A 23,563-nucleotide genomic window follows, 5' to 3' on the forward strand; every position below is an offset into this window, starting at 1 on the left:
ATCGCGAATGGCGCCCATTTCCAGATCATCGCTGATCACCACACCGTCAAAGCCCAGTTCGCCGCGCAGCACCCCCTCGATCCACTGTGGCGACAATGAAGACGGCGTCTGTTGGCCCGCATCGGCATAGTCGGCGTGGTAGAGATGCCCTGCCATGACCATGTCCACCTCGCCGGCAGCTATCAGTTCCCTGTAGGGATCAAGCTCGCTGGACTGCCAAGTCTGGGTGATATCGACAAAACCCTCATGGCTGTCGGTGGTGGAGGAGCCATGTCCGGGGAAATGCTTGAGCGCGGTCAACAGCCCCGCCGCATGGTGCGCCTTGATGAAGGCCGCATCATACAGTGCCACTGTGGCCGGATCAGCGCTGAAGGCGCGGCCAAATTTGCCAATTATCGGATTTTCCGGATTGAGATTGAGGTCAGCCACCGGGCCAAAATTGACAGTAAAACCCAGCCCGGCGATGGCTGCCGCCATCCTGACATAGATCGTCTCGGCCCCCGCCGGCGAATTGCGGCTGGCAATGCTGGCAGCACTGGGGATTTCCCGAAAGCCGACCGCCTTTGTCAGTCGCTCCACCGCCCCGCCCTCCTGGTCCAGGGTAATGAACGCCGGCAGCTCCGCGGCGTCGCGAAACGCGGCATTCATCTGCTTGACGGCCTCCAGGCTCCCAATATTGGTCTTGAGCAGCATCACACCGCCCAGCCGGCTCGCGGCAAGATCGGCGCGCAGCCCGGCTACTGCTGCGTCATCGACGCTATCGCCCTGAAACCCCACCACAATCATCTGGCCGGCCATCTGTTCCAGCGTCGCCGCTACTGCCAGATGGGGCAAGTTCAGCATCAGGACACAAGTCCAGATCAGACGAACAGCAAGAGTATTCACGGGGCAATCCAGATTGGAATCATCGCCGCACGATGTGCAGTAAATGCAGTCAAAACAATGCTCAAGGCGAAAACATTTCGTCCCGATGCACTTAGGGGCTGATATGAAAGGAAAAAAATGCAATTCTGCAGCGGGGCGACTTGGAGTACGGGCCGTTTTTCAACCTTCCGGCCCGTGATGCCGTTGCCTTTGATCGGGCGGAGATTTTGGGATCTCCGCCCGTGACCGCCCGATGCTAGCGGTTTTGCCGGTTTTCGATCAGATCATCAACCACGCCAGGGTCAGCCAGCGTTGACGTGTCGCCCAAAGTGGCAAACTCGTTCTCGGCCACCTTGCGCAGAATGCGACGCATGATTTTGCCCGAGCGTGTTTTGGGCAGACCAGGCGCCCACTGGATCATATCGGGAGTTGCGATCGGCCCGATTTCCTTGCGCACCCAGTTCTTGAGCTCAGTCCGCAGTTCATCGCTGCTGGTTTCCCCTTCCATCAAGGTGACATAGCAGTAGATGCCCTGCCCCTTGAGGTCATGCGGATAGCCAACAACGGCCGCTTCCGAGACCTTGGGGTGTGCCACCAGCGCGCTTTCGACTTCGGCCGTGCCCAGACGATGGCCGGACACGTTCAGCACGTCATCGACACGCCCGGTGATCCAGTAGTAGCCATCCTCGTCGCGGCGGCAGCCGTCTCCAGAGAAGTAGTAGCCCTTATAAGTCTCGAAATAGGTCGAAATGAACCGGCCATGATCGCCCCAGATGGTGCGGGCCTGCGCCGGCCAGCTATCGGCAATGGCCAGCACGCCTTCCGCCTTGGTCTGTTCCTGCAACCGGCCTTCTGGCGATAGCACGATCGGCTGAATGCCGTAGAATGGCACCGTCGCCGAGCCGGGCTTCTTGGCAGTTGCGCCCGGGAATGGGGCAATCATGTGCCCGCCTGTCTCGGTCTGCCACCAGGCATCGATGACCTCGCAGCGCCCCTTGCCAACCTGATTGTAGTACCAGAGCCACGCTTGCGGATTGATCGGCTCGCCCACCGTGCCCAGCAGGCGCAGGCTCGGCATGTCGTATTTTTCGACAAACTGCGAACCGGCTCCCATCAGCGCGCGAATGGCAGTCGGTGCCGTATGGAAGATGTTGACCTTGTGCTTTTCGACCACCTGCCACATGCGCCCGGCATCGGGATAGGTCGGGATGCCTTCAAACATCACCGAGGTCGCGCCATTGGCCAGCGGGCCATAGACGATATAGCTGTGCCCGGTAACCCAGCCCACATCGGCCGTGCACCAGAAAACCTCGCCGCGCTTATAGTCAAAGCTCAGCTCATGCGTCAGTGACGTATAGAGCAGATAGCCGCCCGTAGTGTGCACCACGCCCTTGGGCTTGCCGGTCGATCCCGAGGTATAGAGGATAAACAGCGGATCTTCGGCGTTCATTGGCTCGGGATCGCTGAATGGCTCGACGCCCGCAGCGGCTTCATGCCACCAAATGTCGCGAGCCCCCTTCATTGCCACTGCAGCGCCGGTATTGTGCACCACCAGCACCTTGGATACGCCCGGGCAATCTTCCAGCGCCTTGTCGACATTGCGCTTGAGAGGCACGACCTTGCCACCGCGGCGGCCTTCATCGGCAGTGATGACCACCGCAGAATCACAGTCATTGATGCGGCCAGCCAGTGCGTCGGGCGAAAAGCCGCCAAACACTACCGAATGTACTGCCCCGATGCGCGCGCAGGCCAGCATCGCATAGGCCGCCTGGGGAATCATCGGCAGATAAATGGTGACGCGGTCTCCCTTGCGGACCCCCAGCGACTTGAGCACGTTGGCGCAGCGGCACACTTTTTCATGCAGCGTGCGATAGCTGATGTGTTCGGATGCCGCGTTTGGATCATCGGGCTCCCAGATCAGCGCAATATCGTCGCCATGCTCTGCAAGATGTCGGTCAATGCAATTGGCCGCAACGTTAAGTACGCCGTCTTCAAACCACTTGATCGACACGTCCGGATATTCAAACGTGGTGTTTTTGATTTTGGTGGGAAACGTTATCCAATTAAGGCGCTTCGCCTGCTCGCCCCAAAATCCATCAGGGTCGGTAATCGAGCGGTGGTACATTTCATTGTACTGCGGCTCGGTCGTACGGGTGCGTGCGATCGCAGCCGCACTTGGCTGGAATACGAGCTGCTCGCTCATGGTATCCTCCCTTATCTCTCCCACATTCGTTCTACTGACCCGCCACCCACGGAGCAAGGCCCTGACGGTGCGACTTAATGCGTAACTGTGGGCTCATGCTCCGACAGTACCGACCATTAACCTGCAGACGCTTATGGTGGCGGCACCACCAACTGTCCGGTGGCATGATCGCAAGGCGTGGGGTGGTATGAGCGGCATCACACAAATCGATGAGCCTCAAAACGTCGCTGGTCCGCGCGCGCCTGTGTATCGGGCCGGCAGCTACGCCGACATAGCGCTGATCCACACAAAGCTGCATGAGGCGATTGCGACCTCGCCCTATTACAGCGATGAGTTCAAAAGCTATGAGATGGCGCGGCTGACGCGGGAGCATCTGGCGAGCCTGATCGATGCTGACCCGTACCATGTGCTGATCATGCTGCGTGACGGCAAGCCCGGCGGCTTCATGATTTCTGGTCCCGAACTCGGCACGCTTTGGCTCTACTGGTCCTACGTATTCCCCGAAAACCGCCGCTCATCGCTGGGCATTTCGGCCATGCGGGCCTTCATCAAGCACTGGGACAATGGTCGCTTCCACAAGATCGCGACCTATACCAAACATGGCAATGAGGCCGCTGCCGCCATTATGGGCCGCATGGGGTTCGAGCACATCGCCACGCTCAACAGCCACATCTTTGGCGAGGATTACCTGCTCTATGAGCGTCCGCTGACCAAGCTTGTGCCTGGTTATGACCGGGGCACTCCGGGCGGCCTGCTCCGCAAGCTGCAGCGCAAGGTCAAGCTCGCCCTACAGAAATAGCGCGGGCTGGTCGGCGCTATTCAGCAGGCACCGTTCTGGCGTGGCGGTTGCGGAACCATTGCATGATCGACACATCCAGCTTGGCCGTGCGCAGCGCAATAAACCACAGGCCCACCGACCACACCGTGATGGCGAAGATAGCACTCAGCGCCGCCCCCATCAGGCCCCAGAGGGGGACCAGCAGCCAGTTGAACAGCGCCAGCGAAGCAATACCCAGAAACACCGAGGGTAGACTGGCATAGGGCCGGTCATGGATCGACAGCACAATCGAAGCAGGACCCATCACCGAACGCACCACCAGCGCCAGGCACAGCACGGCCAGCGGCAATGCCCCGGCTGAGAACTTCGGCCCGAACAGCATCAGGGCAAATGGCCCACCGATCAACACCGCGACGAACAACACCACAGCCAGGCCGCTGGCGACAACATTGGCCTCGCCCACCTTGCGATTGAACGCCTCGCGATCGGCATTGGCCTCACTCTCGAACATGTCCGGCAGCGTTACCGCATAGACTGCGGCCACACCAAACGACATCAGCGAGAAAATTCGGGTACAGACACCGAAGATCGCCAGTTCCTCGCGGCTCAAACTCTGGCTGAGCAATAGCAGATCGATATCAAAGAAGAAGTCGGTGGCCAGCGAGATCAGCACCCATGGTAGGGCAAACCGCCACCACCGACGTGATTCCAGTGTGCGAACCGGGCTGGTATCATCCAGTCTGGGCACGGAGGTAACGACAAAGCCAAAATGCACCAGCGCCACGCCGACATAGCCGATGGCGATGGCCCACAACATGGTGGCGAAGCCTTCCGGCGCTGAAGCAAAGCCCATGGTCGCCAGGAACGCTGCCATCACGATCATCGGACGAAACATCGTATCGGCGAAAAACCCGGCCAGCGGCCGCTTCAACCCGACCAGCAGCGCTCCATTGACGTAGACCATGGCCGTTCCGAAGGCGAGCAGCACAACAGGAATGAAATGGTTGGCCAGCACCGTCTCGCCCAACCCCAGCCCTTCCAGCACTGGTGGACCGGCGATGAGCAGCAGCACGAGCGCCCCCACCACATGGGCGTAAGAGCGGGTGAGGAAAACCACGAACTGCTTGCGCTCGCCGCGCGCCCGATACTCGGCGGCAAAATAGGTACCCACCGTGTGAAAGCCCAGTGGCATAGCCACGGCAATCAGATTGACCATGGCGACCACGATCAGATATTCGCCCAGCAGTTCGGGGCCCCAGATGCGGGCAATCAGCGCCTGGACCAGGAAGATCAGGCCGGCTCCGCCGAGCCGGGCAGCAAATATTATGCTCGATTGCGACGCCAGATTGCGCTGAATTTTCATTGTCCCGTCTCATCCGCACCCGGTCGCACCTGTGTCGGCCTGGTCTTGGGATTGCGCCAGCCAGCGATCATGCGATGCAAGGAGTGGAGCGCGTCGCGGGCCGCAAATGCCGCCGTCCCGAACAGATAAGCCAGCCGGTTGCTGGCGTAATTGGCCACTGGCGGCACGGGCTCAATGACCCCGGCATCGCCGACCATGCCCTTTTTGAACTGGTGCAGCCCCTGGAAACCATCTGTGCCGCCCAGATCGTACCAACGGGCCCGGGTATTGTCGCGCAGCCAGCGGATAATGTTCCAATGCATGAAATAGCCAGCGCGCAGGGGCAGCGCCTGATCATTGGTGGCGCCATAGAGATAGACAGCGCGATCACCGGCCTTGAAGATCAACGCCCCGGCAACGACCACGCCTTCATGGCGCACGAAGAACAGTTCGGGTCGCAGTTTTTCATCCAGCGCCATCAAGGACGCTACGCTGTCATAGGCCGAGTGATCGGAAAACTGCTTGCGGTCGGTCATCGCGGTATAGAGCGTATCGAACTCGGCAAGCCGCTCAGGCCCGGCCCACTCAAAGCTCAATCCGCTCTTCTCAGACTTATTGAGATGATAGCGCCATTTCTGATTCAGGCTCTTGCGCTGAGCGGCATCGTCGAGCCGTAAATTGACGATGTAGCGGTTGGGAAACATCAGTTGCGAGCCAGCCTGAAATCCGTACGCTTCAAGCCGCTGAAACGCACCATTGATCGGCGTGGTTGACGCACAGGGCAGCACCGAGATCATCTGCCCCCGCTTGTCGGCATAGTCGGCGATCAGCGCCTCAATCATGCCTGCATGAAGGGCATCGGCATCCGGCCGCGCTAGATCCTTGAGCATCGGTCCCCATTTGGAGACCGCAATATGCCCCAGTCGCAGCGGCAGCGGCTGCACCATCATCAGCGAGCCGCCGACGATTTCTCCATTCAGCAGAAACAGCATCGGCTCGTGCTTGACCGAAGGCCAGCGGGCAACAGCGAATGCATGGAGCTGCTCCTGACAGACCTCGTCAAAGTCAGCGATTGTCTGATCCCACTCCTGGCCGGACACCACCCGCGTCTCCAGGACCGGGCGGGCTGCACCATTGGCGCGCACCAGGTCTCGGGCATCGGCTTGCGAATGGCTCAATCGATCGGCAGTCACGGACATAGTTGGTGTTTCCCGCACATATGATTGCGCGGAAAACTAGCGCCAGCAGATGATTAAATCCCTATGACGTCAGGCAAGGCCTCGCAAAACTCGGTCCGTGGTTACCAAAGCCTAATGGGCCGCGGCCGCAGCGTCGACCGCATGGGGCGTATAGAGCAGCGGAATCTCGGGCAGCACGATAAACATCCCCAGTCCCTCAAGCGCCATACGAATCGCGACAAACAGGATGATCACCAGGCCGACCCAGGCGATCCAGCGATAGCGGTGCAACAGGCCGGCAATGAAGCTCGCGGCCGCGCCCATCATGACCACCGACAGCGCCAGGCCAATAATCAGCGCCTCAACATGGTGCTGCGCCGCACCGGCCACGGCCAGCACATTGTCGAGCGACATCGAAACGTCGGCAATGATAATCTGAGTGATGGCCTGACGCAGGGTCTTGCGCGGCGCCTTGCCAGCAATGGTGCCATCGGCATTGATGTCGGCGTCTTCCAGCGCTTCCTGCGCTTCGTGCTCATCACTATCGGAGGTGGACAGCTCCCGATACATCTTCCAGCAGACATATAGCAGCAGGATGCCACCAGCGATCAGCAAGCCGCCGCCCAGCGCCAGCAATTGGGTGGTGATCAGCGCGAAGAAAATACGCAGCAGGGTGGCCGCCAGGATGCCGATCAGAATCGCCTTGCGCCGCACATCGGAGGCCAGACCAGCGGCGGCCAGCCCGATAACCACTGCATTATCACCCGCCAGAACCAGATCGATCAGAATGACTTGAACTAGCGAGCTGAGAAAACTCGGATCAATGCCGAACATGCAGGGGGCCTCATTGCGGAGATGGAATACTGTTGACGCCTATACCGCCACCGCCTCCCAGTGGGAAGGGCATCAAGCGGTCAATCAAGCCAGGCAGACAAATTTAGGCGTGCTGCGCTGACCGGCGGCGCCATCGGCGTCGACAATACGGGGGACAGCCAAAATGGCTCGCCGCTTGTTTAGGGCAGAATCTGCACCGCCAATGATAGGAGGACTTTGGTGGGCGAGCACGGATTCGAACCGTGGACCCGACGATTAAGAGTCGTCTGCTCTACCAGCTGAGCTACTCGCCCCCTACTGGAGCTTCCAAAGTAGGCGCTCTCTAGCAAAGGGATTTCGCGCTGTCTAGCGCCTGTCGTAACTTTCGTGAGCAAGGATGTCTGTGCGGTGTCTCGCAGAGCTGATCTTGGCGGTCTATGGCGGCGTCGCCTGCCTGGAGTGGCCGCATCCTGACGGGCGTTCTATCCGTCAGGATGGTTTCAGCATAGAGCGGCCCGTTTATGCGGTAGTCAGTGCCGACGCGGTATCAGGAATGACATTCGCGTTGGGCTTTGTACTCAACAAAATCCAGCACATTGTTGGCTGGGCTTGCCGTGGGGAGCGTCAGATCATCGATCAGACTGATGGTCCTTTGCACGATATAGACCAGTTGACGCGAGCGGCTGTCAGGCCCCTGCAGGATTGCAGCGGCTTGTTGCAGATGGTCTCGCGCGAGATGATAGGTAGTTAACATGACACGAGCTCCTTGATACTCCGTTGGTAGTGCGTCAGTTAAATGACGCGGTTCTTATACTGGCACTGCATACCTTCAAGAGGATTATCCTGCTTCTGACAATTTTAATAAAATGAAATCCAACCAAGACGTCGCACAGAACAAAGCCGCCAGTTGCTTTGATTGCGGTGAAAAAATGTGCAGAATATGTATAACTACGAAGATGAATACGCGCTGTTGAGCCCCACCATCATTCCCGCCTCGGCACTAAGTTTCTGGCACGCCGTGTTTTTATCCAGAATGACGGCCTATAGTTCCATACTGGGAATAATTCCGCTTTTTCGCCACAATTCAGGGCGCCGGCTTCAACGTTTGTGTAACTATCCGCTTGCCCGCTTGTCCAAATCGCCAGGAGCCCGCCCTTGACCCGTCCCAGCCTGGCCCCTATCGCCGCAGCCCTGTCTGACACCGTGCCCTTTGTCGGCCCTGAAGCTCTGGAGCGCCGGCTGGGTCAAACCTTTCTGGCGCGGTTGGGGGCCAATGAGAACCCGTTTGGCGCCGCGCCGACGGCGCTGGCTGCGATGGCGGAAGCGTTGTCGGCAGGCTGGAAATATGGGGACCCGGAAAATCACGATCTGCGGCTGGCTCTGGCCCGCCATCATGCAATACCCAGCGATGGAATCGTCATCGGCGAGGGGATCGACGGATTGCTGGGACTGGCCGTCCGACTCTATGCCGCACCCGGCGCCATTATTGTCAGTTCGCTGGGCGCCTATCCGACGCTGAACTATCACGCTGCCGGCTTCGGCGCTGAAGTGGTGAGCGTGCCCTATCGTGAAAATGCTGAAGACCTGGTGGCGCTGGCCACGACGGCCCGACGCGAGCGCGCGTCAATCGTCTATCTGGCCAATCCCGACAATCCGATGGGCAGTTGGCACTCCGCCCAGGCCGTTACCCAATTCATCGATGCAGTTCCCCCGTCCGCGCTCATCCTGCTCGACGAAGCCTACGGCGAATTTGCGCCGCCCGGCACCCTGCCCCCGCTGGACACCGACCGGCCCAATCTGTTGCGGCTGCGTACCTTCTCGAAGGCTTATGGGATGGCGGGTCTGCGGTGCGGCTATGCCATCGGGGAACGCCAGACGATTGCCGCCTTTGAGCGCGTCCGCAATCATTTCGGCGTCAATGCCGTCGCTCAGACCGGTGCTTTCGCCGCCATCGCGGCGCCAGAGCACCTGGACCAGGTTGTGCAGCTCACCGCAGCGTCGCGCGCTCGCATTGCCCAGATCGCCAGGGACAATGGACTGACATCCCTGCCCTCAGCCACCAATTTTGTCACCATTGATTGCGGCGGCGACGCCAGCCATGCGAGCGGCATTCTCACCGCACTGGCGGCCCGCCGCATCTTCATTCGCAAGCCGATGGCCAGTGGGCTCGACCACTGCATCCGCATCAGCGTCGGCACCCCCGCCGATCTGGATATGCTGGCCAGCGAGCTACCCCAAGCCATAGCCGCGCTAGGGTAACTATCCGACAATTACGTCGTCGGCAGGGCAATGTGCTGCCCCGCCGCGAAACTGTCTGGACTAACCGGCCATGGCGCCCTGCGCCGAGGCGCCCCGCTCGATCAGCAGGCGGTTATAGGCATTGAGATAGGCCCGGGCCGAGGCCACCAGCGTATCAGGCTCTGCCGCATTGCCTGACGCGATGCGGCCATTCAGTTCCAGCCGCACATGGGCGCTGGCCTGGGCATCGGTGCCGCCGGTCACGCCATCGACAGCGTAGAGCACCAGATGGGGCTCCTGGCCCACAGCCGCCTTGATGGCGTTGAAGATGGCATCGACCGAGCCGGTGCCCTCATAGGTGACGCTCGATTCCTCGCCGTCAATACTCAACCGCATGTTGCACTTGTGGGTACCACCGGTCTTTGACACGACTTCCATGTCCACCAGCCTGATCCGATCGCCGACCGAGCCGACCTCGTCATCGACCAGCGCCACGATGTCAGCGTCATAGACATGCTTCTTGCGGTCAGCCAGATCCTTGAAGCGCTGAAAAGCTTCCTGAAAGGCATTGTCGCCCAGCTCATAGCCCAACTCACGCAGCTTGTCCTTGAACGCAGCACGGCCGGAATGCTTGCCCATCACCAGGGTGGTTTCCTTGATCCCGACACTGGCCGGGGTCATGATCTCATAGGTCTCCGCGTTCTTGAGCATGCCGTCCTGATGGATGCCGCTCTCATGGGCAAAGGCGTTCTTGCCGACAATGGCCTTGTTGTACTGCACCGGGAAATTGGCCGCCGCCGAGACGATTCGGCTGGCGCGGGCCAGATGGGTGGTCTCGATTTCGGTGTGATAGGGCAAGGTGTCACCCCGGGTGCGCAGCGCCATCACCACCTCTTCAAGCGCCGCATTGCCGGCCCGCTCGCCCAGGCCATTGACCGTGCATTCGATCTGCCGCGCCCCGCCGGCCACCCCGGCCAGCGAATTGGCCACGGCCAGACCCAGATCATTGTGGCAGTGCACCGAGAAAATCGCCTTGTCGGCATTGGGCACGCTTTCGATGATGGTCTTGAACATCGCAAAATGCTCGTCCGGCACCGCATAGCCGACCGTATCGGGCAGGTTGATGGTGGTCGCACCGGCCTTGATCGCGGCATCAACGCAGCGCTTGAGGAACTCCATCGGCGTGCGCGTCGCGTCCATCGCCGACCATTCAACGTCGTCGATCAGATTACGGGCATGTGCCACCGTCCGGGAGATGATCTCGATCACCTCGTCCTCAGTCTTTTTCATCTGGTGCGCCAGATGGATCGGCGAGGTGGAGACAAAAGTATGAATGCGCCCCTTCTGGGCATAGCGCACCGCTTCACCGGCCCGGTCAATATCGGCAGTAATGGCCCGGGCGAGGCCGGCGACAGTGGCGCGCTTGACCTGCTTGGCCACCGCGACCACGGCTTCAAAATCACCATTGGAGGCAATAGGGAAACCGGCCTCGATGATGTCGACGCCCATCTCGTCGAGCGCTTCGGCGACCTGCAGCTTTTCTTCCAGCGTCATGGTGGCGCCGGGCGATTGTTCGCCGTCGCGCAACGTCGTGTCGAAAATGAAAACGCGGTCGGTATTGGTATCGGTGGTGGTGGTCATGGTGTCGTCCCTATCAGTCGGCCCAGAGCAATGCTCTGATAGGCCGGACATTTACTGTGCGGCTGGTGGCGTAATCCCCTGACGACCCGCTCGGTAATCCGAGCAGCCGGTGATCAGGGGCTGATAAGAAGGAGCAGGAGTGCGGCGGGCAGCAGCAGCAAGCTGGCAGCAATAATCAGGCGGGCCCGCAGGGCGTCGCGCTGGCTGATTGCAATGGCTTGAGCGCGAGTGCGCGGCATGGATCAATTCCTGATGTCCTCTCAACATGCGCGAAACCTGTCGAAGGCGCAAGCCCAACCGCCCCCTAAGGGGTGCTTTTTGCTTGACCCGCTCAATCACCCAGATCCAGTTTGCCCTCGCCCACCACGATCGCCTGCCCGCCAATACCACCATGCACCAGCTTCCCCTGCTCCTTGCGGAACTGGATGAGGATACGGCAGGGCCGGCCCATTTCATGCCCCTGTCGCAGTACCAGATCGGTCTGCCCACTCGCTTCCGCGTGTTCCGCCAGCAGGCCGATCAGCGCCGCTGCTGCGGATCCTGTCCCAGGGTCCTCCCCCAGACCCATGCCAAACATCCGGGCGGCCAGATCAATACCGTGTTCCTCGGGCGTCTGGGTGAAGACATAGGCCGAGTGATGCTCATGGCTGAACACCTGATGCCAAACCACCGGATTGAGGGTGATGCGCTTGAGCACGCTGGCATCGCGTACCGGCACGAGGTGGAACGGCACCCCGGCAGTGAACACCGCCGGCCGGTAGTCGCCAAAACCAATGTCGGCGGCATCAATGCCCAGTGCCTGCGCCAGCCCCGCCGTGTCGATAAGTGGCGCCACCCGTGACGGCAGGCGCGGTAGCGCAAAACGCGCCTCGCCCGTGCGTTTGTCGAGCTTTTCAACCAGCGCCGTCACCAGGCCGATCTTTTCATCTATGCGGACGGCGGTCACATCCTTGGTCAACCCCAGCACCACCGCCGCGCCAATGGTCGGATGGCCGGCAAAGGGCAGTTCTTCATAGGGCGTAAAGATGCGGATGGCTGCCGTGCTGCGCTCGCCACGCGGTTTGAGCACAAACACCGTCTCGCTGAGATTGAACTCGCAGGCGATCGCCTGCATCTCACCGTCGAGCAGGCGGTCCGCATTGGTCACCACGGCAAGCTGGTTGCCCTTGAGCCGCTCTCGCGTGAAGACGTCCAGCAGCAGATAATTGAGCTTCATCGCGTCCTCTACTCCGCCGGCAGGGCATAGATGGCGTGGTCGAAACCAAGATGGTCGCACAGCGCGGCAACCGCAACGCCATGGTCACTCCGCCCGGGCAGGCCGGAAATGGTCAGGCACCCGACAATGCCCGCGCCCTTGACCCGGATCGGAAACCCACCCCCTGCAATGACATAGTCAGCCGGGTCGGCACCGGACTGCAGCGAGAACGGCGCCTCGCCCCGCTCCAGCACCATGCGGTAGCTGGCACGCTGAAAGCGGCGCACCGTATTGATCTTGCGACGTACCCATTCGGCATTGTCGGCGCTCGTGCCGGGCGTGGCGGCAAAGAACATCTGCCGGTCCCAGCTGCGTACATCCACCACCAGCGACAGCCCTTCGGCCAGTGCCCGGTCGCGGATGGCGCTCCCCAGTTTGAATGCGACGGCCTCGTCGAATTCGGCAAGCACTAGGTCCTGCTCCTGCTGCTTGACGAGGGCAATATCTTCGGCGGCGGCCATGTCAGGTGTCCTTGTGGGTATGGCGGGTCCAGGCATCGTAGAGTGGCTGGCGATCCGTGGCGCCCTTGGCAAAATTGGTTTGCGCCGGGTCGATGCTTACCCAGGCCGCCTTGCTGTCGGTCCAGATATTGCCCACCGGCGCTGCCCCGTCCATGTCGTCGAGCGTTCCGGCCCGCGCCACCTTGATGCCGGGTGCCGGCGGCTCGTTCCAGATCCAGCCATGGCAATGGGCGCAGAAGTTCATGACGATGACATTGCCGCTGTCAGCCGTGCGACGATACTGCACCAGTTGCCCGGACAGCAGCTCGAAATCCTCGTCGCGCACGATCATGGACATCGACCACCCCGCGCCCGAATAGCGCTGGCAGTCCTTGCAGTGGCAATTATAGACCGATAGCGGGCTGGCCTTGAGCCGGTATCGCACCGCACCACACTGGCAGCCGCCTTCGACTGGAAATTCTGGCAGATTCACCGCACCCTCCGCGACTCGGACCCGGCATCACGTCTAGACGAAGTTCGAACAGCGCAAAAGTGCGACCTGCCACGATTTCGTCCGTCGACAGCCTCGCGATGCGGGCAGCAACAGCAGAATTTTGGCGACACTCAGGTCGGGTTGGCCGGCTCGCTGACCCCATGGCGGATACGCTCCAGGCGCTTCTCCTTGTTGAGCCATTCCTGAGCGTCGGCCGACTGGAACATCTCCAGATCCTCCTCATGCGCACTGACCGGCGTCATGGCGACATCCGTATAGGCGAACTTGTTGGGGTCCTTCTCCACCCGGCGGTAGATCATGCCGAATCGCAAATAAAGCCGGGCCCAGGCCATCAGCTTGAGCGCCGTCTCGCTCCAGTAGCGTGGATAGAACAGCAGCGGATGCTCCAGTCCCAGTTCAGGTCGTCGCGCGTGGCGGAACTTGAGCCGCACGCCGCCGCCCTCGAGCGGATGCACGCCCTCGATCTGCACCGAGCCGACGAACCAGGTGACCAGGAACAGGATGTTGGATGCGGCAATGCCACTGGCAATTGCCCGCCGCATGATCGTCTCGACGTGTTCGGGTGTGTAGTAGCGCTCCCAGGCATGGGCATAGATGCCCTCCCACTGCGCCCGGCTCATAATGGGATGGGCCGTGGTCATGTGATTGAGATCGTATTTGTTGAGGTCGGGGTCCATGTCCACCCCGGCACGATGCAGCTTCTGGTGATCCTCAGAGCCCGGCAGCGGCGTGAGGAAGAAAAATTCCAGGATATCGACCGGCAACTCGCGCTTGATCACGTCGATGTCGTGCATGATCCGCTCGGGTGTGTCGCCGGGAAAACCCAGGATATAGCCCGCATAGGTGATAACATGATGCGCCTTCCAGGCCAGCAGCATGGTGCGGTATTCGGTGATCTTGTTCTGCTTCTTCTTGGCGCCCATCAGGTTGGCCGGGTTGACGTTCTCGAGGCCAATGAAGACCCGTTTGACCCCCGCCCGCGCGCATTTCTCCACGAAGTGCTCGATCTTGTGGCAGAGCGTATCGACCTGGATGATGAAGTTGAAGTGGAGCTTCTCCACCTCCCGCATATGGATCAGCCGATCCATGATCGGCTCCCAATCCTTGTTGCGGGCAAAATTGTCGTCAGTGATGAAGAAGCGATAAACGCCCTGTGCCAGGTTGGCCCGCACGATTTTCTCGATATCATCGGGCGACCGCCGCCGCGACTTGCGCCCCTGCACATTGATGATGGTGCAGAACGAACACTGGTAGGGACAGCCCCTGCCCGCATCAAAGCTGGTGAGATTATATGCCGTCTTGCCGACATGGCCGGCGGGCATAAACGGCACCGGCGTATCTTCGATGCCCGGCAGGTCGTTCATGAAATTGTAGAGCGGCTTGAGCGCCCCGTTGTTGGCATCGCGCAGCACGTCCTCCAGCCGCCCCTCCGCCTCTCCGGCAAACAGCGATATCCCCATCGCCTGTGCTTCCCTGAACCGCGCATCCTCGCCATTGAGCATGGAGATGACGCCCGAAACGTGAAAGCCGCCGATACCGACCTGGATGCCGCGCGCCCGCAGTGGCCGCGCAATGTCGAGGGCGCGCGGGAACTGGTTGGATTGTACCCCGACCAGCATCACCATGCCGATATCGGCCGCCTCGATATCTCGGGCGATCCGGTCGATATGCACTTCGGTATTGGTCTCGTCCATGGCGTGGACGTCGATCTCGGTATCGGGCCCCAGCGCCTGCCGGTCGATACAGTCCTGCGTCAGCCCATAGACGGCCGCCAGCGAATTGGACGGGATGGGGGACTTCCACCACTGGATCACATAGCCGTCGTCGTCGTAGTGCGAGGGCTTGATCAGGTAGAGACAAAATCTGCGCGTGGTCGCCGCCATGAATCACCTACCGGTTGATAAGTCCGACAAGAAGACGCCGCGCTAGACTAGCCTCGTTACTTCAATAAGGAAAGATGCCGATCCTGCAGCAGGTCTATTCGGCAAATATTCGTCCGGCAAAGAACGCTTCTGCCAGGGCGACTGCATAGGGCACGCAACCGGCGGCTTCAGCGTCTGCCCGCGAGCGCACGATGACCACGTCAGCCAGTTCCCGGTGTTGCTGGAGGGCCAGATTGGCGCGAATGCGGTTCACCAGCATATGCGCCGGTTCAGCAAAGTGCAGCACCTGACCGACCGAAATCACTGAGTGGTCGAGTATCGCTACCGTCACCCCCACCCGCGCCTCGGCGACCGACAGACCGGTTTCCTCCACCAGTTCAAGCGCGATACAGCGTAGGTAATCAACCCGCCCATCGGGCATTACGTCGCGCGGCTCCAGCGAGCCACCGGGGGGGTAGACGCGCCCGGCATTGGCCGTGTGGTTACCCATCACGCCATAGATCAGTGCCCCGTCCTGGCTAACGATCAACGCCCAGCCAAACGCATGCCGCACGCCAATCTCGGGAAACCCGCGACTGCGCCAGGCCAGCAGAGCCGAATAGGCGTCTTCGCGCGCCTCCGCCCGCAACACGCCGTCGCCAGCGACGAGCGGTTCACCGCCCACCGCAGACAGCCCCAATATCCGGCCATCCCACAGGTGCGGATTGACTGCTACCGCTTTCGCCCAGTGGTCGGCCACAGCCGCGCGCAGATCAGGCGGCAACGGCCAGGCGCCCGGCACCATGCGGATCACGATATCGGTAACAGGAACAATCTGCATAACAAGAAACGGGGGCCGCAGCCCCCGTTCTCAGTTCTAGTTCTTGGCCTTATCGACCAGCGCGCCGGCCTTGATCCAGGGCATCATGTCACGCAGCTTGGCGCCGACTTCCTCGATCTGGTGCTCGTCGGCCAGGCGACGGGTTGCCTTGAAGCGGGCGCCGCCCGACTTGATTTCCTGCATCCACTCAGAGGTGAACTTGCCGGTCTGGATGTCGGTCAGCACGCGCTTCATCTCGGCCTTGGTTTCCGAGGTGATGATGCGTGGACCCGAAACATATTCGCCCCACTCAGCCGTGTTGGAAATCGAGTAGTTCATGTTGGCGATGCCGCCTTGGTAGATCAGGTCGACAATCAGCTTCACTTCGTGCAGGCACTCGAAATACGCCATTTCGGGTGCATAGCCGGCTTCTACCAGCGTTTCGAAGCCAGCGCGGATCAGTTCGACCACGCCCCCGCACAGCACCGCCTGTTCGCCGAACAGATCGGTTTCGCATTCTTCGCGGAAATTGGTTTCGATGATGCCCGAACGGCCGCCGCCAACGCCCGACGCATAGGCCAGCGCGATGTCATGGGCATTGCCCGAAGCGTCCTGATGCACGGCGATCAGGCAGGGCACGCCGCCGCCTTTCTGATATTCACCACGCACAGTGTGGCCGGGGCCCTTGGGCGCGATCATGATGACGTCGACGCTTGCCTTGGGCTCGATCAGGTTGAAGTGCACGTTCAGACCATGCGCGAACGCCAGCGCGGCGCCGTCACGGATGTTCGGCTCGATGTGCTCCTTGTAGATGTCGGCCTGAAGCTCGTCAGGCACCAGCATCATGATGACATCGGCCCACTTGGACGCGTCGGCGACGCTCATCACCTTGAGGCCTTCGCCCTCGGCCTTCTTGGCCGATGGGGAGCCTGGGCGCAGGGCAACGACCACATCGGTGATGCCGGAGTCGCGCAGGTTCAGCACATGGGCATGGCCCTGGCTGCCATAACCGACAATGGCGACCTTGCGGGATTTGATGATATTGAGATCGGCATCACGATCGTAATAAACGCGCATGGGGGTGCTCCCTTGAAAAGCGGTGTTATGCGTTATGGGCTTTCGTCCCGTACAGGACGAAAAACTGGTCGGTGGCGGATTTTACATCCGCCTCGATATTGGCTTCGACATTGGCCTGGGTCAGCGCTTTGTCACCGAGCAGCAGGCGGATCTGCACGTCGCGAACGACGAGGCCGAAAAACGTGCGATAGGCATCTTCGCTGCTGGTAAACCGCAGCAGCCGCGCATCGCGCCCGGCCTCAAGGATCGGTTTGAGCCGGCGGCGAATGGCCAGGGGGCCGTTCTCCAGCACGATATTGCCCAGCCGGTCCTTCTCCTGCGCCGCATGGGTTACGGCAGTGCGATTCAGGGTAATGGAGACTTCCCCGGTGATCACCGTCAACAGATCACGGGCAAACTGCTCAATGCTGGCGCGCAGCGTCTTGGCATTCAGCCCGGTGCGATCGACCTGCGGCATGCGTACCTTGGCGGCCTGCCACTGCACTGTTGCGGTCAGCAGACCGTCACGGTCGCCAAACCACTTGTACAGCGTCTCCTTGCTGCACGAGGCGCGGCGCGCCACAGCGGTCATGGTCAGCCCATCGCCGTTTTCCACGAGAAGATCCAGCGCCGCCGTCAGCACAGCCTGCTGGCGGGGGGTGAACGTCTCTTCGTTGACCTTGATGGTCACGGCCACAGTGCAAGTCCTCGCAATCATGCCGAACGGTTTCGGCCAATTTCGTTCGTAGGCGTACCGTACGGTACGGTTCGACGCAAGGGAAATATTGGATTGATCTGGGGGGAATTCACTCGTCGGGCATCACATGGTTATCCCGCGTCGGCGTAGTGCCAACGATGCTGGCTCCCTTAATATTCGTCCAGCTTTTCTTTCATCGGCACTTGCCGATGAACGCGTTAGTGTCCATCTTGGGCGAGCCATCCTCCCGGCCCCCAGCAATAGAGCCCTTTCATGTCAGCACTTTTCTCCCCCGCCACACTGCGCGGCCTTACTCTGCGCAACCGCACCGTCGTGGCGCCGATGTGCCAATACTCAGCCAGGGACGGCCTGGCCAATGACTGGCATCTGGTGCATCTGGGTCGCTTTGCCTTGGGTGGCTTTGGCCTGGTGATTCTTGAAGCCACGGGCGTTACCGCCGAGGGGCGTATTTCCTACGGCGATTTGGGCCTGTGGAATGACGAGCAGATCGCCCCGCTGACCCGCATTGTCGACTTCCTGCACAGTCAGGGCGCTGCCGCCGGCATCCAGCTGGCCCATGCCGGTCGCAAGGCTTCCACACCCGTCTCCTGGAATGACACCGCCCGGATGTCTGAAGCCGAAAAGGCCGCTGTGGGCTATCAGCATTGGACCCCGGTTGCGCCCAGCGCCATCGCCCACGCGGCCGACGATCCCGATTATCAGACGCCGACGGCGCTGGACGCTGCTGGCATCAGCAACCTCATCGACGCTTTCGTCGCGGCCGCGCGACGTGCCGACCAGGCCGGTTTCGATACAGTGGAAATTCACGCGGCGCATGGTTATCTGCTCAACCAGTTCCTTTCCCCGCTGGCCAACAAGCGCACCGATCAATATGGCGGCAGCCGTGAGAACCGCATGCGCCTGGTGCTCGAAATCACTGCCGCCGTCCGCGCCGTCTGGCCTGCCGAGAAGCCCTTGCTGGTTCGGCTCTCGGTTAGCGACTGGCATCCTGATGGCTGGCAGGTCGAGGACAGCGTCGCGCTTGCCCGCGAACTCAAGGCGCTGGGCGTCGATGCCATCGATTGTTCCAGTGGCGGCTTTGACCGCGCGGCGGTCAAGGCTGCTGCCAACTACCAGGTGCCCTTTGCCCAGGCAGTGCGCGATGGCGCCGACATTCCCACTATCGCCGTTGGCTTGCTCGGCGACATCCAGGGTGCCGAAACCATCCTGACCAGCGGCCAGGCCGATTTCATTGCCCTGGCCCGGGGCGCACTGGACGACCCCAACTGGGCGCTGCACGCCAATCATGAACTGGGCGCCAGCGACTACACACTCTGGCCCAAGCAGGCCAACCGTGTCAGCAGCCGCGACCGTTCGCTCGGTTTGCGGTCATTTGCCACCAACTGAGCGCGGCGCAGGCGTCCCATCAATCATCTGCTGGGGCGCCAACTGTTGCACGAAAACCCTGAAAGCGTCTGATCGACAACGCAATCTCGCCGCTTTGCCTGCCCATCTTGTCGGCGGCTCAGTCAATCACCAGTTGAGCAGGCATACAGGGAGAACGCTCTATGGATACCAAGGCCGCAATCATCGCCCTGCTGAGCGTCTGGGGCGTCGGCACCTGCGTCGCCCTGCCCGTTGCCGCCCAGGATGCGACAGAGTCCGCGGACGAGCAGCCAGACCGCGGCAATCCCTTGCTGAACAAGGTCTGGGTGCGTTCGGATGCCGATGGAGATCGACCCGGCCCGATGCAGATCTTTCTCGCTGACGGTACACTGGTGAGCGACAGTTGCTGGGAAACCTACCGCCTCTCCAAATGGCAGCAGGTGTCAGACAGTGCCATCAGTTGGGACGAGGACGGCATGACCATCAATGCCGATATTGCCAGCCTGACCGAGACCGAACTGGTGCTGCATCTGAAGCTGGGCAGCGAAGTGCAACAACACTATTTCACGACGGCCAGTGTGCCCTACGTCTGCCCCGACATGGAGAAGTAGCCAACGCGGCTACAGCACCACCTGCGTGCCGATTTCCACCACCCGACCGGTAGGAATGTGGAAATATTCGGTGGCGTCACTGGCGTTTCGGGCCAGCCGGGTAAACATTCGATCCTGCCAATAGCGTAGCGGATTTCCCGGTTTGGGGCCCGGCTTCAGCGAGCGGCGTGACAGGAAGAACGAGGTCGACATGATGTCGAACTTCCAACCCAACTTGCGGCCCAGCGCCAGTGCCTTGGGAATGTTGGGCGTTTCCATATACCCAAACGTCACCACCATTCGGCTGAACAGCTCATTATAGGCGTCGATGGTCACCTTCTCGTCGTCCGCCACGCGCGGCGATGCCGAGGTGCGCACGGTCAGAATGACGTTCTGCTCATGCAGCACCTTGTAGTGCTTGAGGCTATGCAGCAGCGCCGTTGGCGCGCCTTCGATATCGCTGGTCAGGAACACTGCCGTACCGGGCACCAGTGTCGGCTTCTTTTTGGCAAGGTTCTCGACCAGAAACTCCAGCGGCACCTCGTCGCGCCGGGTCTTGTCGGCGAGCCGGCGCCTGCCTGCCATCCAGGTCCACATCACCAGCGCAACCATGGCCGCAACAACCGCCGGCACCCAGCCCCCCTGAAACAGTTTGGATGCATTGGCTATGAAAAACGACCCATCAACAATGGTAAATATCACGCCAAAGGCAATCACCGCAGCCGGGTGCCACTTCCAGTTGCGCCACATCACCACCACCAGCAGCGCCAAGGTCACCATCATCACGCCCGACACCGCAATGCCATAGGCATTCGAGAGTGCCTCGGAACTGCCAAACGCCACCACCAGAATCAGCACCCCAATCATCAGCATGGTGTTGATTTGGGGCATGTAGACTTGGCCGCTCTGCGTCTCTGAGGTGTGGAGCACCTGCATGCGCGGCAGCATGTTCAGTGCAATGGCCTGCTGCGCCAGACTGAAGGTGCCCGAAATCACCGCCTGGCTGGCAATTATGGTGGCCATGGTCGCCAGACCAACGAAGGGCAGTAGAGCCCACTCCGGTTGCATTTCAAATATCGGGCTTTCTACATTGTGCACGCCCACTTGCAGGACGAATGCACCCTGCCCGAAATAGTTCAGCAGCAGGCATGGGAACACCAGGCCGAACCAGGCAAGGACGATCGGCTTGCGGCCAAAATGCCCGAGATCGACATACAGCGCCTCGGCGCCGGTGACAGCCAGAAAAATGGCGCCAAACACCACAAAGGCAATGGCGTAGTGGGTGTAGATGAATTCCAGTCCCAGCAGCGGATTGATCGCCCACAGCACCGCGGGGTACTCGATGATGTGCACCACACCCGAGAAGCCGAGGACGAGAAACCAGACTGCGGTGATCGGGCCGAATATGATCGAGACCTTGGCCGTGCCAAACCGCTGCACGAAGAACACCCCGACAATGATGACTAGGGTAATGGGCACCACCCAGCGCGCCATACCCGGCTGCACCAATTGCACACCTTCAACCGCCGACAGCACCGAAATGGCCGGGGTAATGATGGCGTCGCCAAAGAACATGGCTGCGCCGAGCACACCCAGAATGGTAATCCAGACCGGCGGATTGGTGAAAGTCTTGCGCGCCAGCGCCATCAGCGACAGCGTTCCGCCTTCGCCATTATTATCGGCGCGCGTGACGAAGAACACGTATTTGACGGCGACCGTCAGGGTTAGTGCCCAGACGATCAGCGACAGCAAACCCAGAATTTCGATGCTGCTCTCGGCCGCACCGGGTCGAACGCTCATCGCTTGGCGGAACGCATAGATCGGGCTGGTTCCGATATCGCCATACACAACCCCGATCGCTCCCATGGCGAGCAAAGGAAGGTCTTTATCGGAATGTGGGTGGCTGTTGTGGTCGCTCGCATCGATGCCGACGGTGTCGTCGGTCGAATTCGTCTGCGTCATGAACCCGGTGCTCTCATGGTCATAGGCGGGGGCGCTATACACCCCACCTTGCTCACACACAACACCTTGCCGCCATAATGGTTCAACCCGCAAGGCGCAAACCAGCAAGGGCCGCCCCGACTGGAGCGACCCTTGCTGTTCAAGCAGGCTTGATGGTCTTGTGGTGTTTATTCAGCAGCCTTGGCAGCCGCAGCATCGTCGGCGCGCGCAGCCTTGGTGGCCGTGCCCCACCACACCAGCTGCGAGAGCATGTCCGTGGCGCTGGCACCGATCGAGCCCTCGAGGTCGGACATCGGCTTGTTCTGCTGGCCGAGCGGATGCACGGCGAAGAAGTCGGCGCCGCCGATGTGCACGGCCGAGCGGGTCGAGACCATCTGCAGCTCGACGCCGATGCCGCGCAGGTGCTCGGCAGCACGGGTGCCGCCAACGCTGCCATAGGCCACCATGCCGAATGGCTTCTTGTTCCACTCGAGGTAGGCCTGATCGAGCGCGTTCTTCAGGGCGCCGGTGATGGAGCGGTTGTACTCGGCAACCACAAAGATGTAGCCGTCGAATTCGCCAATCTTGTTCTGCCAGGCCACTGCCTTGGGATCGCTCGAGGGCATCCACAGGTTCGATGCGGCTTCATTGAAGAATGGCAGGTCGAAATCCTTGAGGTCGACCAGTTCGGCCGAAATGCCATCAAATGCATTGGCCTTGTCGAGGATCCACTGCGCTGGCTTTTCACCAAAGCGGCTGTCGCGGGTAGAGGAAATGATAACGGCAATCTTGAGATCGGACATGGCGCCCTCCTTGGTAACAAATCGTAACTGAGGCGATATATGTGCCTAGCGCGATCCTTCACAAGGAGGCACGCAGGTGTCGCCCAGCGACAGCAAGCTGCGCAGGGCACACCCATGTAAGTATGTAAAAACCCGAATTTTCAGGAGTTTCAGCGATAGGGCCACAACATAGCGAGGCACTGGCAACGCCGGGCTGACGCACTGTTCGTACAGGCGCTACAATCGCCTGCGCCTAACTGGCGCAATCATCAATCACGAACGGCGAGCCTGATCGCCCAACAGGTCGCAATAGGCCCTCACCGCCGCAGCAAACCCCATCAGCAAGGCATCGGCGGTCAGGCCATGCCCGATCGAAACTTCATCGACGCCCGGCACCGCTGCCTGAAAGGCGGGCAAATTGGCCAGCGTCAGATCATGCCCGGCATTGACCCCCAGCCCCACACGCCGGGCCGCCCGGGCCGTCTCGGCAAGCGCGGCCAATTCGTATTCGGCCTTGTCGGGATCCGCGTAACAGGCGCCATAGGGACCAGTATAAAGTTCGATCCGGTCCGCGCCCGTTGCCTTGGCTGCTGCCACGCCATCGGCACCGGCCTCGGGGTCGCAGAACAGCGAAATGCGCCGCCCCGGTGCCTTGAGCAACTGCACCAGAGAAGTCAGATAATTGCCCTTGCCGCGAAAATCCCAGCCATGGTCCGAGGTCGCCTGCTCAGGACTATCGGGCACCAGCGTGACCTGTTGGGGATTGACCTGGTTGATCAGGGCAATGAATTCCGTGCTCGGGTATCCTTCAATATTGAACTCTGCAGCCGGATACTCATCGCGCAGCAGTTCGGACAGTTCGAACACATCAGTGCGCCGGATATGGCGTTCATCGGGACGCGGATGGATGGTGATGCCACTGGCGCCGGCATCCAGCGCCACACGCGCCAGCCCGACCACACTTGGCCACGGCAGATCACGACGGTTACGCAATTGCGCGACGGCATTGAGATTGACGGAAAGCAGAGTCATGAGCACACCGGGTCTGATAATGCTCCATCACTACACTATCAAAAGCGCTGCACCCATCCCGCATTTGTGATGACGCCGCTCCTCGCTGCCATGGGCGCTCCTCTGCGCAGGGCAACAGCGCAGGCAGATTT

Annotated in this window: 22 protein-coding genes and 1 tRNA gene; 4 read left to right on the forward strand and 19 right to left on the reverse strand. The window is 60.7% G+C overall.

What is annotated here, in order from left to right; all coding sequences use genetic code 11:
• A partial coding sequence (locus tag Q8O80_RS16885) for a glycoside hydrolase family 3 N-terminal domain-containing protein (RefSeq protein WP_305581369.1) occupies positions 1 to 885 on the reverse strand: 885 nt, incomplete at its 3' end.
• Between the two features lie 235 nt (positions 886 to 1,120).
• Positions 1,121 to 3,067 (reverse strand): acetate--CoA ligase, encoded by a 1,947-nt coding sequence (acs, locus tag Q8O80_RS16890; protein ID WP_305581371.1) that lies wholly within the window; start codon positions 3,065 to 3,067, stop codon positions 1,121 to 1,123.
• A 187-nt stretch (positions 3,068 to 3,254) separates the two neighbouring features.
• On the opposite strand from acs, the gene Q8O80_RS16895 reads away from it, so the two are divergent.
• The gene (locus Q8O80_RS16895; RefSeq protein ID WP_305581373.1) at positions 3,255 to 3,866 is read left to right on the forward strand and encodes a GNAT family N-acetyltransferase; all 612 of its coding nucleotides are present in this window, start codon (positions 3,255 to 3,257) and stop codon (positions 3,864 to 3,866) included.
• Between the two features lie 16 nt (positions 3,867 to 3,882).
• On the opposite strand, the gene Q8O80_RS16900 is transcribed toward Q8O80_RS16895, so the two are convergent.
• The 5 genes from Q8O80_RS16900 to Q8O80_RS16920 form a co-directional block, all read right to left on the reverse strand.
• Entirely contained in the window at positions 3,883 to 5,208 is a 1,326-nt protein-coding gene (locus tag Q8O80_RS16900; RefSeq protein ID WP_305581375.1) for a lipopolysaccharide biosynthesis protein, read from the reverse strand.
• A complete protein-coding gene (locus Q8O80_RS16905; RefSeq protein WP_305581377.1) occupies positions 5,205 to 6,386 on the reverse strand; it encodes a peptidoglycan bridge formation glycyltransferase FemA/FemB family protein in 1,182 nt (393 codons plus the stop codon). The genes Q8O80_RS16900 and Q8O80_RS16905 overlap by 4 nt, the downstream gene beginning before the upstream one ends.
• Before the next feature lie 111 nt (positions 6,387 to 6,497).
• The gene (locus Q8O80_RS16910) at positions 6,498 to 7,199 is read right to left on the reverse strand and encodes a YjbE family putative metal transport protein (RefSeq protein WP_305581379.1); all 702 of its coding nucleotides are present in this window, start codon (positions 7,197 to 7,199) and stop codon (positions 6,498 to 6,500) included.
• A gap of 217 nt (positions 7,200 to 7,416) precedes the next feature.
• Positions 7,417 to 7,492 (reverse strand) — tRNA-Lys (locus Q8O80_RS16915).
• Between the two features lie 233 nt (positions 7,493 to 7,725).
• Positions 7,726 to 7,932, reverse strand: a complete 207-nt coding sequence (locus tag Q8O80_RS16920) for a hypothetical protein (RefSeq protein ID WP_305581381.1) — start codon at positions 7,930 to 7,932, stop codon at positions 7,726 to 7,728.
• A 401-nt stretch (positions 7,933 to 8,333) separates the two neighbouring features.
• Between Q8O80_RS16920 and Q8O80_RS16925 the strand changes: the two genes are divergently transcribed.
• A complete protein-coding gene (locus Q8O80_RS16925; protein WP_305581383.1) occupies positions 8,334 to 9,437 on the forward strand; it encodes a pyridoxal phosphate-dependent aminotransferase in 1,104 nt (367 codons plus the stop codon).
• A 60-nt stretch (positions 9,438 to 9,497) separates the two neighbouring features.
• Here the strand turns inward: Q8O80_RS16925 and Q8O80_RS16930 are convergent, their stop codons facing one another.
• The 9 genes from Q8O80_RS16930 to Q8O80_RS16970 all read right to left on the reverse strand — a co-directional run bounded on the left by Q8O80_RS16930 (position 9,498) and on the right by Q8O80_RS16970 (position 17,722).
• Positions 9,498 to 11,057 (reverse strand): 2-isopropylmalate synthase, encoded by a 1,560-nt coding sequence (locus tag Q8O80_RS16930; RefSeq protein ID WP_305581384.1) that lies wholly within the window; start codon positions 11,055 to 11,057, stop codon positions 9,498 to 9,500.
• Positions 11,058 to 11,170: 113 nt separating this feature from the next.
• A complete protein-coding gene (locus tag Q8O80_RS16935) occupies positions 11,171 to 11,296 on the reverse strand; it encodes a hypothetical protein (protein ID WP_305581386.1) in 126 nt (41 codons plus the stop codon).
• Positions 11,297 to 11,388: 92 nt separating this feature from the next.
• Positions 11,389 to 12,273, reverse strand: coding sequence for a PhzF family phenazine biosynthesis protein (locus Q8O80_RS16940; protein ID WP_305581388.1), 885 nt, complete (start codon positions 12,271 to 12,273; stop codon positions 11,389 to 11,391).
• Positions 12,274 to 12,281: 8 nt separating this feature from the next.
• On the reverse strand, positions 12,282 to 12,773 hold the full coding sequence (locus tag Q8O80_RS16945; protein WP_305581390.1) for a heme-degrading domain-containing protein: 492 nt from the start codon (positions 12,771 to 12,773) through the stop codon (positions 12,282 to 12,284).
• Between the two features lies 1 nt (position 12,774).
• Positions 12,775 to 13,245, reverse strand: coding sequence for a GFA family protein (locus tag Q8O80_RS16950; protein ID WP_305581392.1), 471 nt, complete (start codon positions 13,243 to 13,245; stop codon positions 12,775 to 12,777).
• A 131-nt stretch (positions 13,246 to 13,376) separates the two neighbouring features.
• On the reverse strand, positions 13,377 to 15,149 hold the full coding sequence (locus Q8O80_RS16955) for a radical SAM protein (RefSeq protein ID WP_305581394.1): 1,773 nt from the start codon (positions 15,147 to 15,149) through the stop codon (positions 13,377 to 13,379).
• 94 nt (positions 15,150 to 15,243) lie between these two features.
• Positions 15,244 to 15,969 carry an NUDIX hydrolase gene (locus tag Q8O80_RS16960; protein ID WP_305581396.1) on the reverse strand — a complete coding sequence of 242 codons (726 nt, stop codon included), beginning with the start codon at positions 15,967 to 15,969 and terminating at the stop codon, positions 15,244 to 15,246.
• A gap of 36 nt (positions 15,970 to 16,005) precedes the next feature.
• Positions 16,006 to 17,025: a ketol-acid reductoisomerase gene (ilvC, locus tag Q8O80_RS16965; protein ID WP_305581398.1), complete on the reverse strand. Its 1,020-nt coding sequence runs from the start codon at positions 17,023 to 17,025 to the stop codon at positions 16,006 to 16,008.
• A 25-nt stretch (positions 17,026 to 17,050) separates the two neighbouring features.
• Positions 17,051 to 17,722: a TetR/AcrR family transcriptional regulator gene (locus Q8O80_RS16970; RefSeq protein ID WP_371136231.1), complete on the reverse strand. Its 672-nt coding sequence runs from the start codon at positions 17,720 to 17,722 to the stop codon at positions 17,051 to 17,053.
• Between the two features lie 252 nt (positions 17,723 to 17,974).
• Here Q8O80_RS16970 and Q8O80_RS16975 point away from each other — a divergent pair, with 252 nt between their 5' ends.
• Positions 17,975 to 19,108, forward strand: a complete 1,134-nt coding sequence (locus Q8O80_RS16975; RefSeq protein ID WP_305581402.1) for an NADH:flavin oxidoreductase/NADH oxidase — start codon at positions 17,975 to 17,977, stop codon at positions 19,106 to 19,108.
• A 161-nt stretch (positions 19,109 to 19,269) separates the two neighbouring features.
• Complete coding sequence (locus tag Q8O80_RS16980; RefSeq protein ID WP_305581404.1) at positions 19,270 to 19,698, forward strand: hypothetical protein; 429 nt, start codon at positions 19,270 to 19,272, stop codon at positions 19,696 to 19,698.
• Positions 19,699 to 19,707: 9 nt separating this feature from the next.
• Here Q8O80_RS16980 and Q8O80_RS16985 read toward each other — a convergent pair whose 3' ends face one another.
• The 3 genes from Q8O80_RS16985 to Q8O80_RS16995 form a co-directional block, all read right to left on the reverse strand.
• Complete coding sequence (locus tag Q8O80_RS16985; RefSeq protein ID WP_371136232.1) at positions 19,708 to 21,639, reverse strand: potassium transporter Kup; 1,932 nt, start codon at positions 21,637 to 21,639, stop codon at positions 19,708 to 19,710.
• 167 nt (positions 21,640 to 21,806) lie between these two features.
• Positions 21,807 to 22,421, reverse strand: a complete 615-nt coding sequence (locus tag Q8O80_RS16990; protein WP_305581406.1) for an NADPH-dependent FMN reductase — start codon at positions 22,419 to 22,421, stop codon at positions 21,807 to 21,809.
• Positions 22,422 to 22,673: 252 nt separating this feature from the next.
• Positions 22,674 to 23,432 (reverse strand): pyridoxine 5'-phosphate synthase, encoded by a 759-nt coding sequence (locus tag Q8O80_RS16995; protein WP_305581408.1) that lies wholly within the window; start codon positions 23,430 to 23,432, stop codon positions 22,674 to 22,676.
• Positions 23,433 to 23,563 lie beyond the last annotated feature (131 nt).

This window comes from Devosia sp. (assembly GCF_030689745.1).
Lineage (GTDB): Bacteria > Pseudomonadota > Alphaproteobacteria > Rhizobiales > Devosiaceae > Devosia > Devosia alba.

Excerpts from the sequence above, each read along its gene's own strand:
- Q8O80_RS16985 (WP_371136232.1), bottom strand. The coding sequence starts at position 21,639 with ATGACGCAGACGAATTCGACCGACGACACCGTCGGCATCGATGCGAGC.
- Q8O80_RS16905 (WP_305581377.1), bottom strand. The coding sequence starts at position 6,386 with ATGTCCGTGACTGCCGATCGATTGAGCCATTCGCAAGCCGATGCCCGA.
- acs (WP_305581371.1), bottom strand. The coding sequence starts at position 3,067 with ATGAGCGAGCAGCTCGTATTCCAGCCAAGTGCGGCTGCGATCGCACGC.
- Q8O80_RS16920 (WP_305581381.1), bottom strand. The coding sequence starts at position 7,932 with ATGTTAACTACCTATCATCTCGCGCGAGACCATCTGCAACAAGCCGCT.
- Q8O80_RS16995 (WP_305581408.1), bottom strand. The coding sequence starts at position 23,432 with ATGACTCTGCTTTCCGTCAATCTCAATGCCGTCGCGCAATTGCGTAAC.
- Q8O80_RS16955 (WP_305581394.1), bottom strand. The coding sequence starts at position 15,149 with ATGGCGGCGACCACGCGCAGATTTTGTCTCTACCTGATCAAGCCCTCG.
- Q8O80_RS16930 (WP_305581384.1), bottom strand. The coding sequence starts at position 11,057 with ATGACCACCACCACCGATACCAATACCGACCGCGTTTTCATTTTCGAC.
- Q8O80_RS16895 (WP_305581373.1), top strand. The coding sequence starts at position 3,255 with ATGAGCGGCATCACACAAATCGATGAGCCTCAAAACGTCGCTGGTCCG.
- Q8O80_RS16980 (WP_305581404.1), top strand. The coding sequence starts at position 19,270 with ATGGATACCAAGGCCGCAATCATCGCCCTGCTGAGCGTCTGGGGCGTC.
- Q8O80_RS16945 (WP_305581390.1), bottom strand. The coding sequence starts at position 12,773 with ATGGCCGCCGCCGAAGATATTGCCCTCGTCAAGCAGCAGGAGCAGGAC.
- ilvC (WP_305581398.1), bottom strand. The coding sequence starts at position 17,025 with ATGCGCGTTTATTACGATCGTGATGCCGATCTCAATATCATCAAATCC.
- Q8O80_RS16975 (WP_305581402.1), top strand. The coding sequence starts at position 17,975 with ATGTCAGCACTTTTCTCCCCCGCCACACTGCGCGGCCTTACTCTGCGC.
- Q8O80_RS16900 (WP_305581375.1), bottom strand. The coding sequence starts at position 5,208 with ATGAAAATTCAGCGCAATCTGGCGTCGCAATCGAGCATAATATTTGCT.
- Q8O80_RS16960 (WP_305581396.1), bottom strand. The coding sequence starts at position 15,969 with ATGCAGATTGTTCCTGTTACCGATATCGTGATCCGCATGGTGCCGGGC.
- Q8O80_RS16990 (WP_305581406.1), bottom strand. The coding sequence starts at position 22,421 with ATGTCCGATCTCAAGATTGCCGTTATCATTTCCTCTACCCGCGACAGC.
- Q8O80_RS16970 (WP_371136231.1), bottom strand. The coding sequence starts at position 17,722 with ATGATTGCGAGGACTTGCACTGTGGCCGTGACCATCAAGGTCAACGAA.
- Q8O80_RS16940 (WP_305581388.1), bottom strand. The coding sequence starts at position 12,273 with ATGAAGCTCAATTATCTGCTGCTGGACGTCTTCACGCGAGAGCGGCTC.
- Q8O80_RS16910 (WP_305581379.1), bottom strand. The coding sequence starts at position 7,199 with ATGTTCGGCATTGATCCGAGTTTTCTCAGCTCGCTAGTTCAAGTCATT.
- Q8O80_RS16935 (WP_305581386.1), bottom strand. The coding sequence starts at position 11,296 with ATGCCGCGCACTCGCGCTCAAGCCATTGCAATCAGCCAGCGCGACGCC.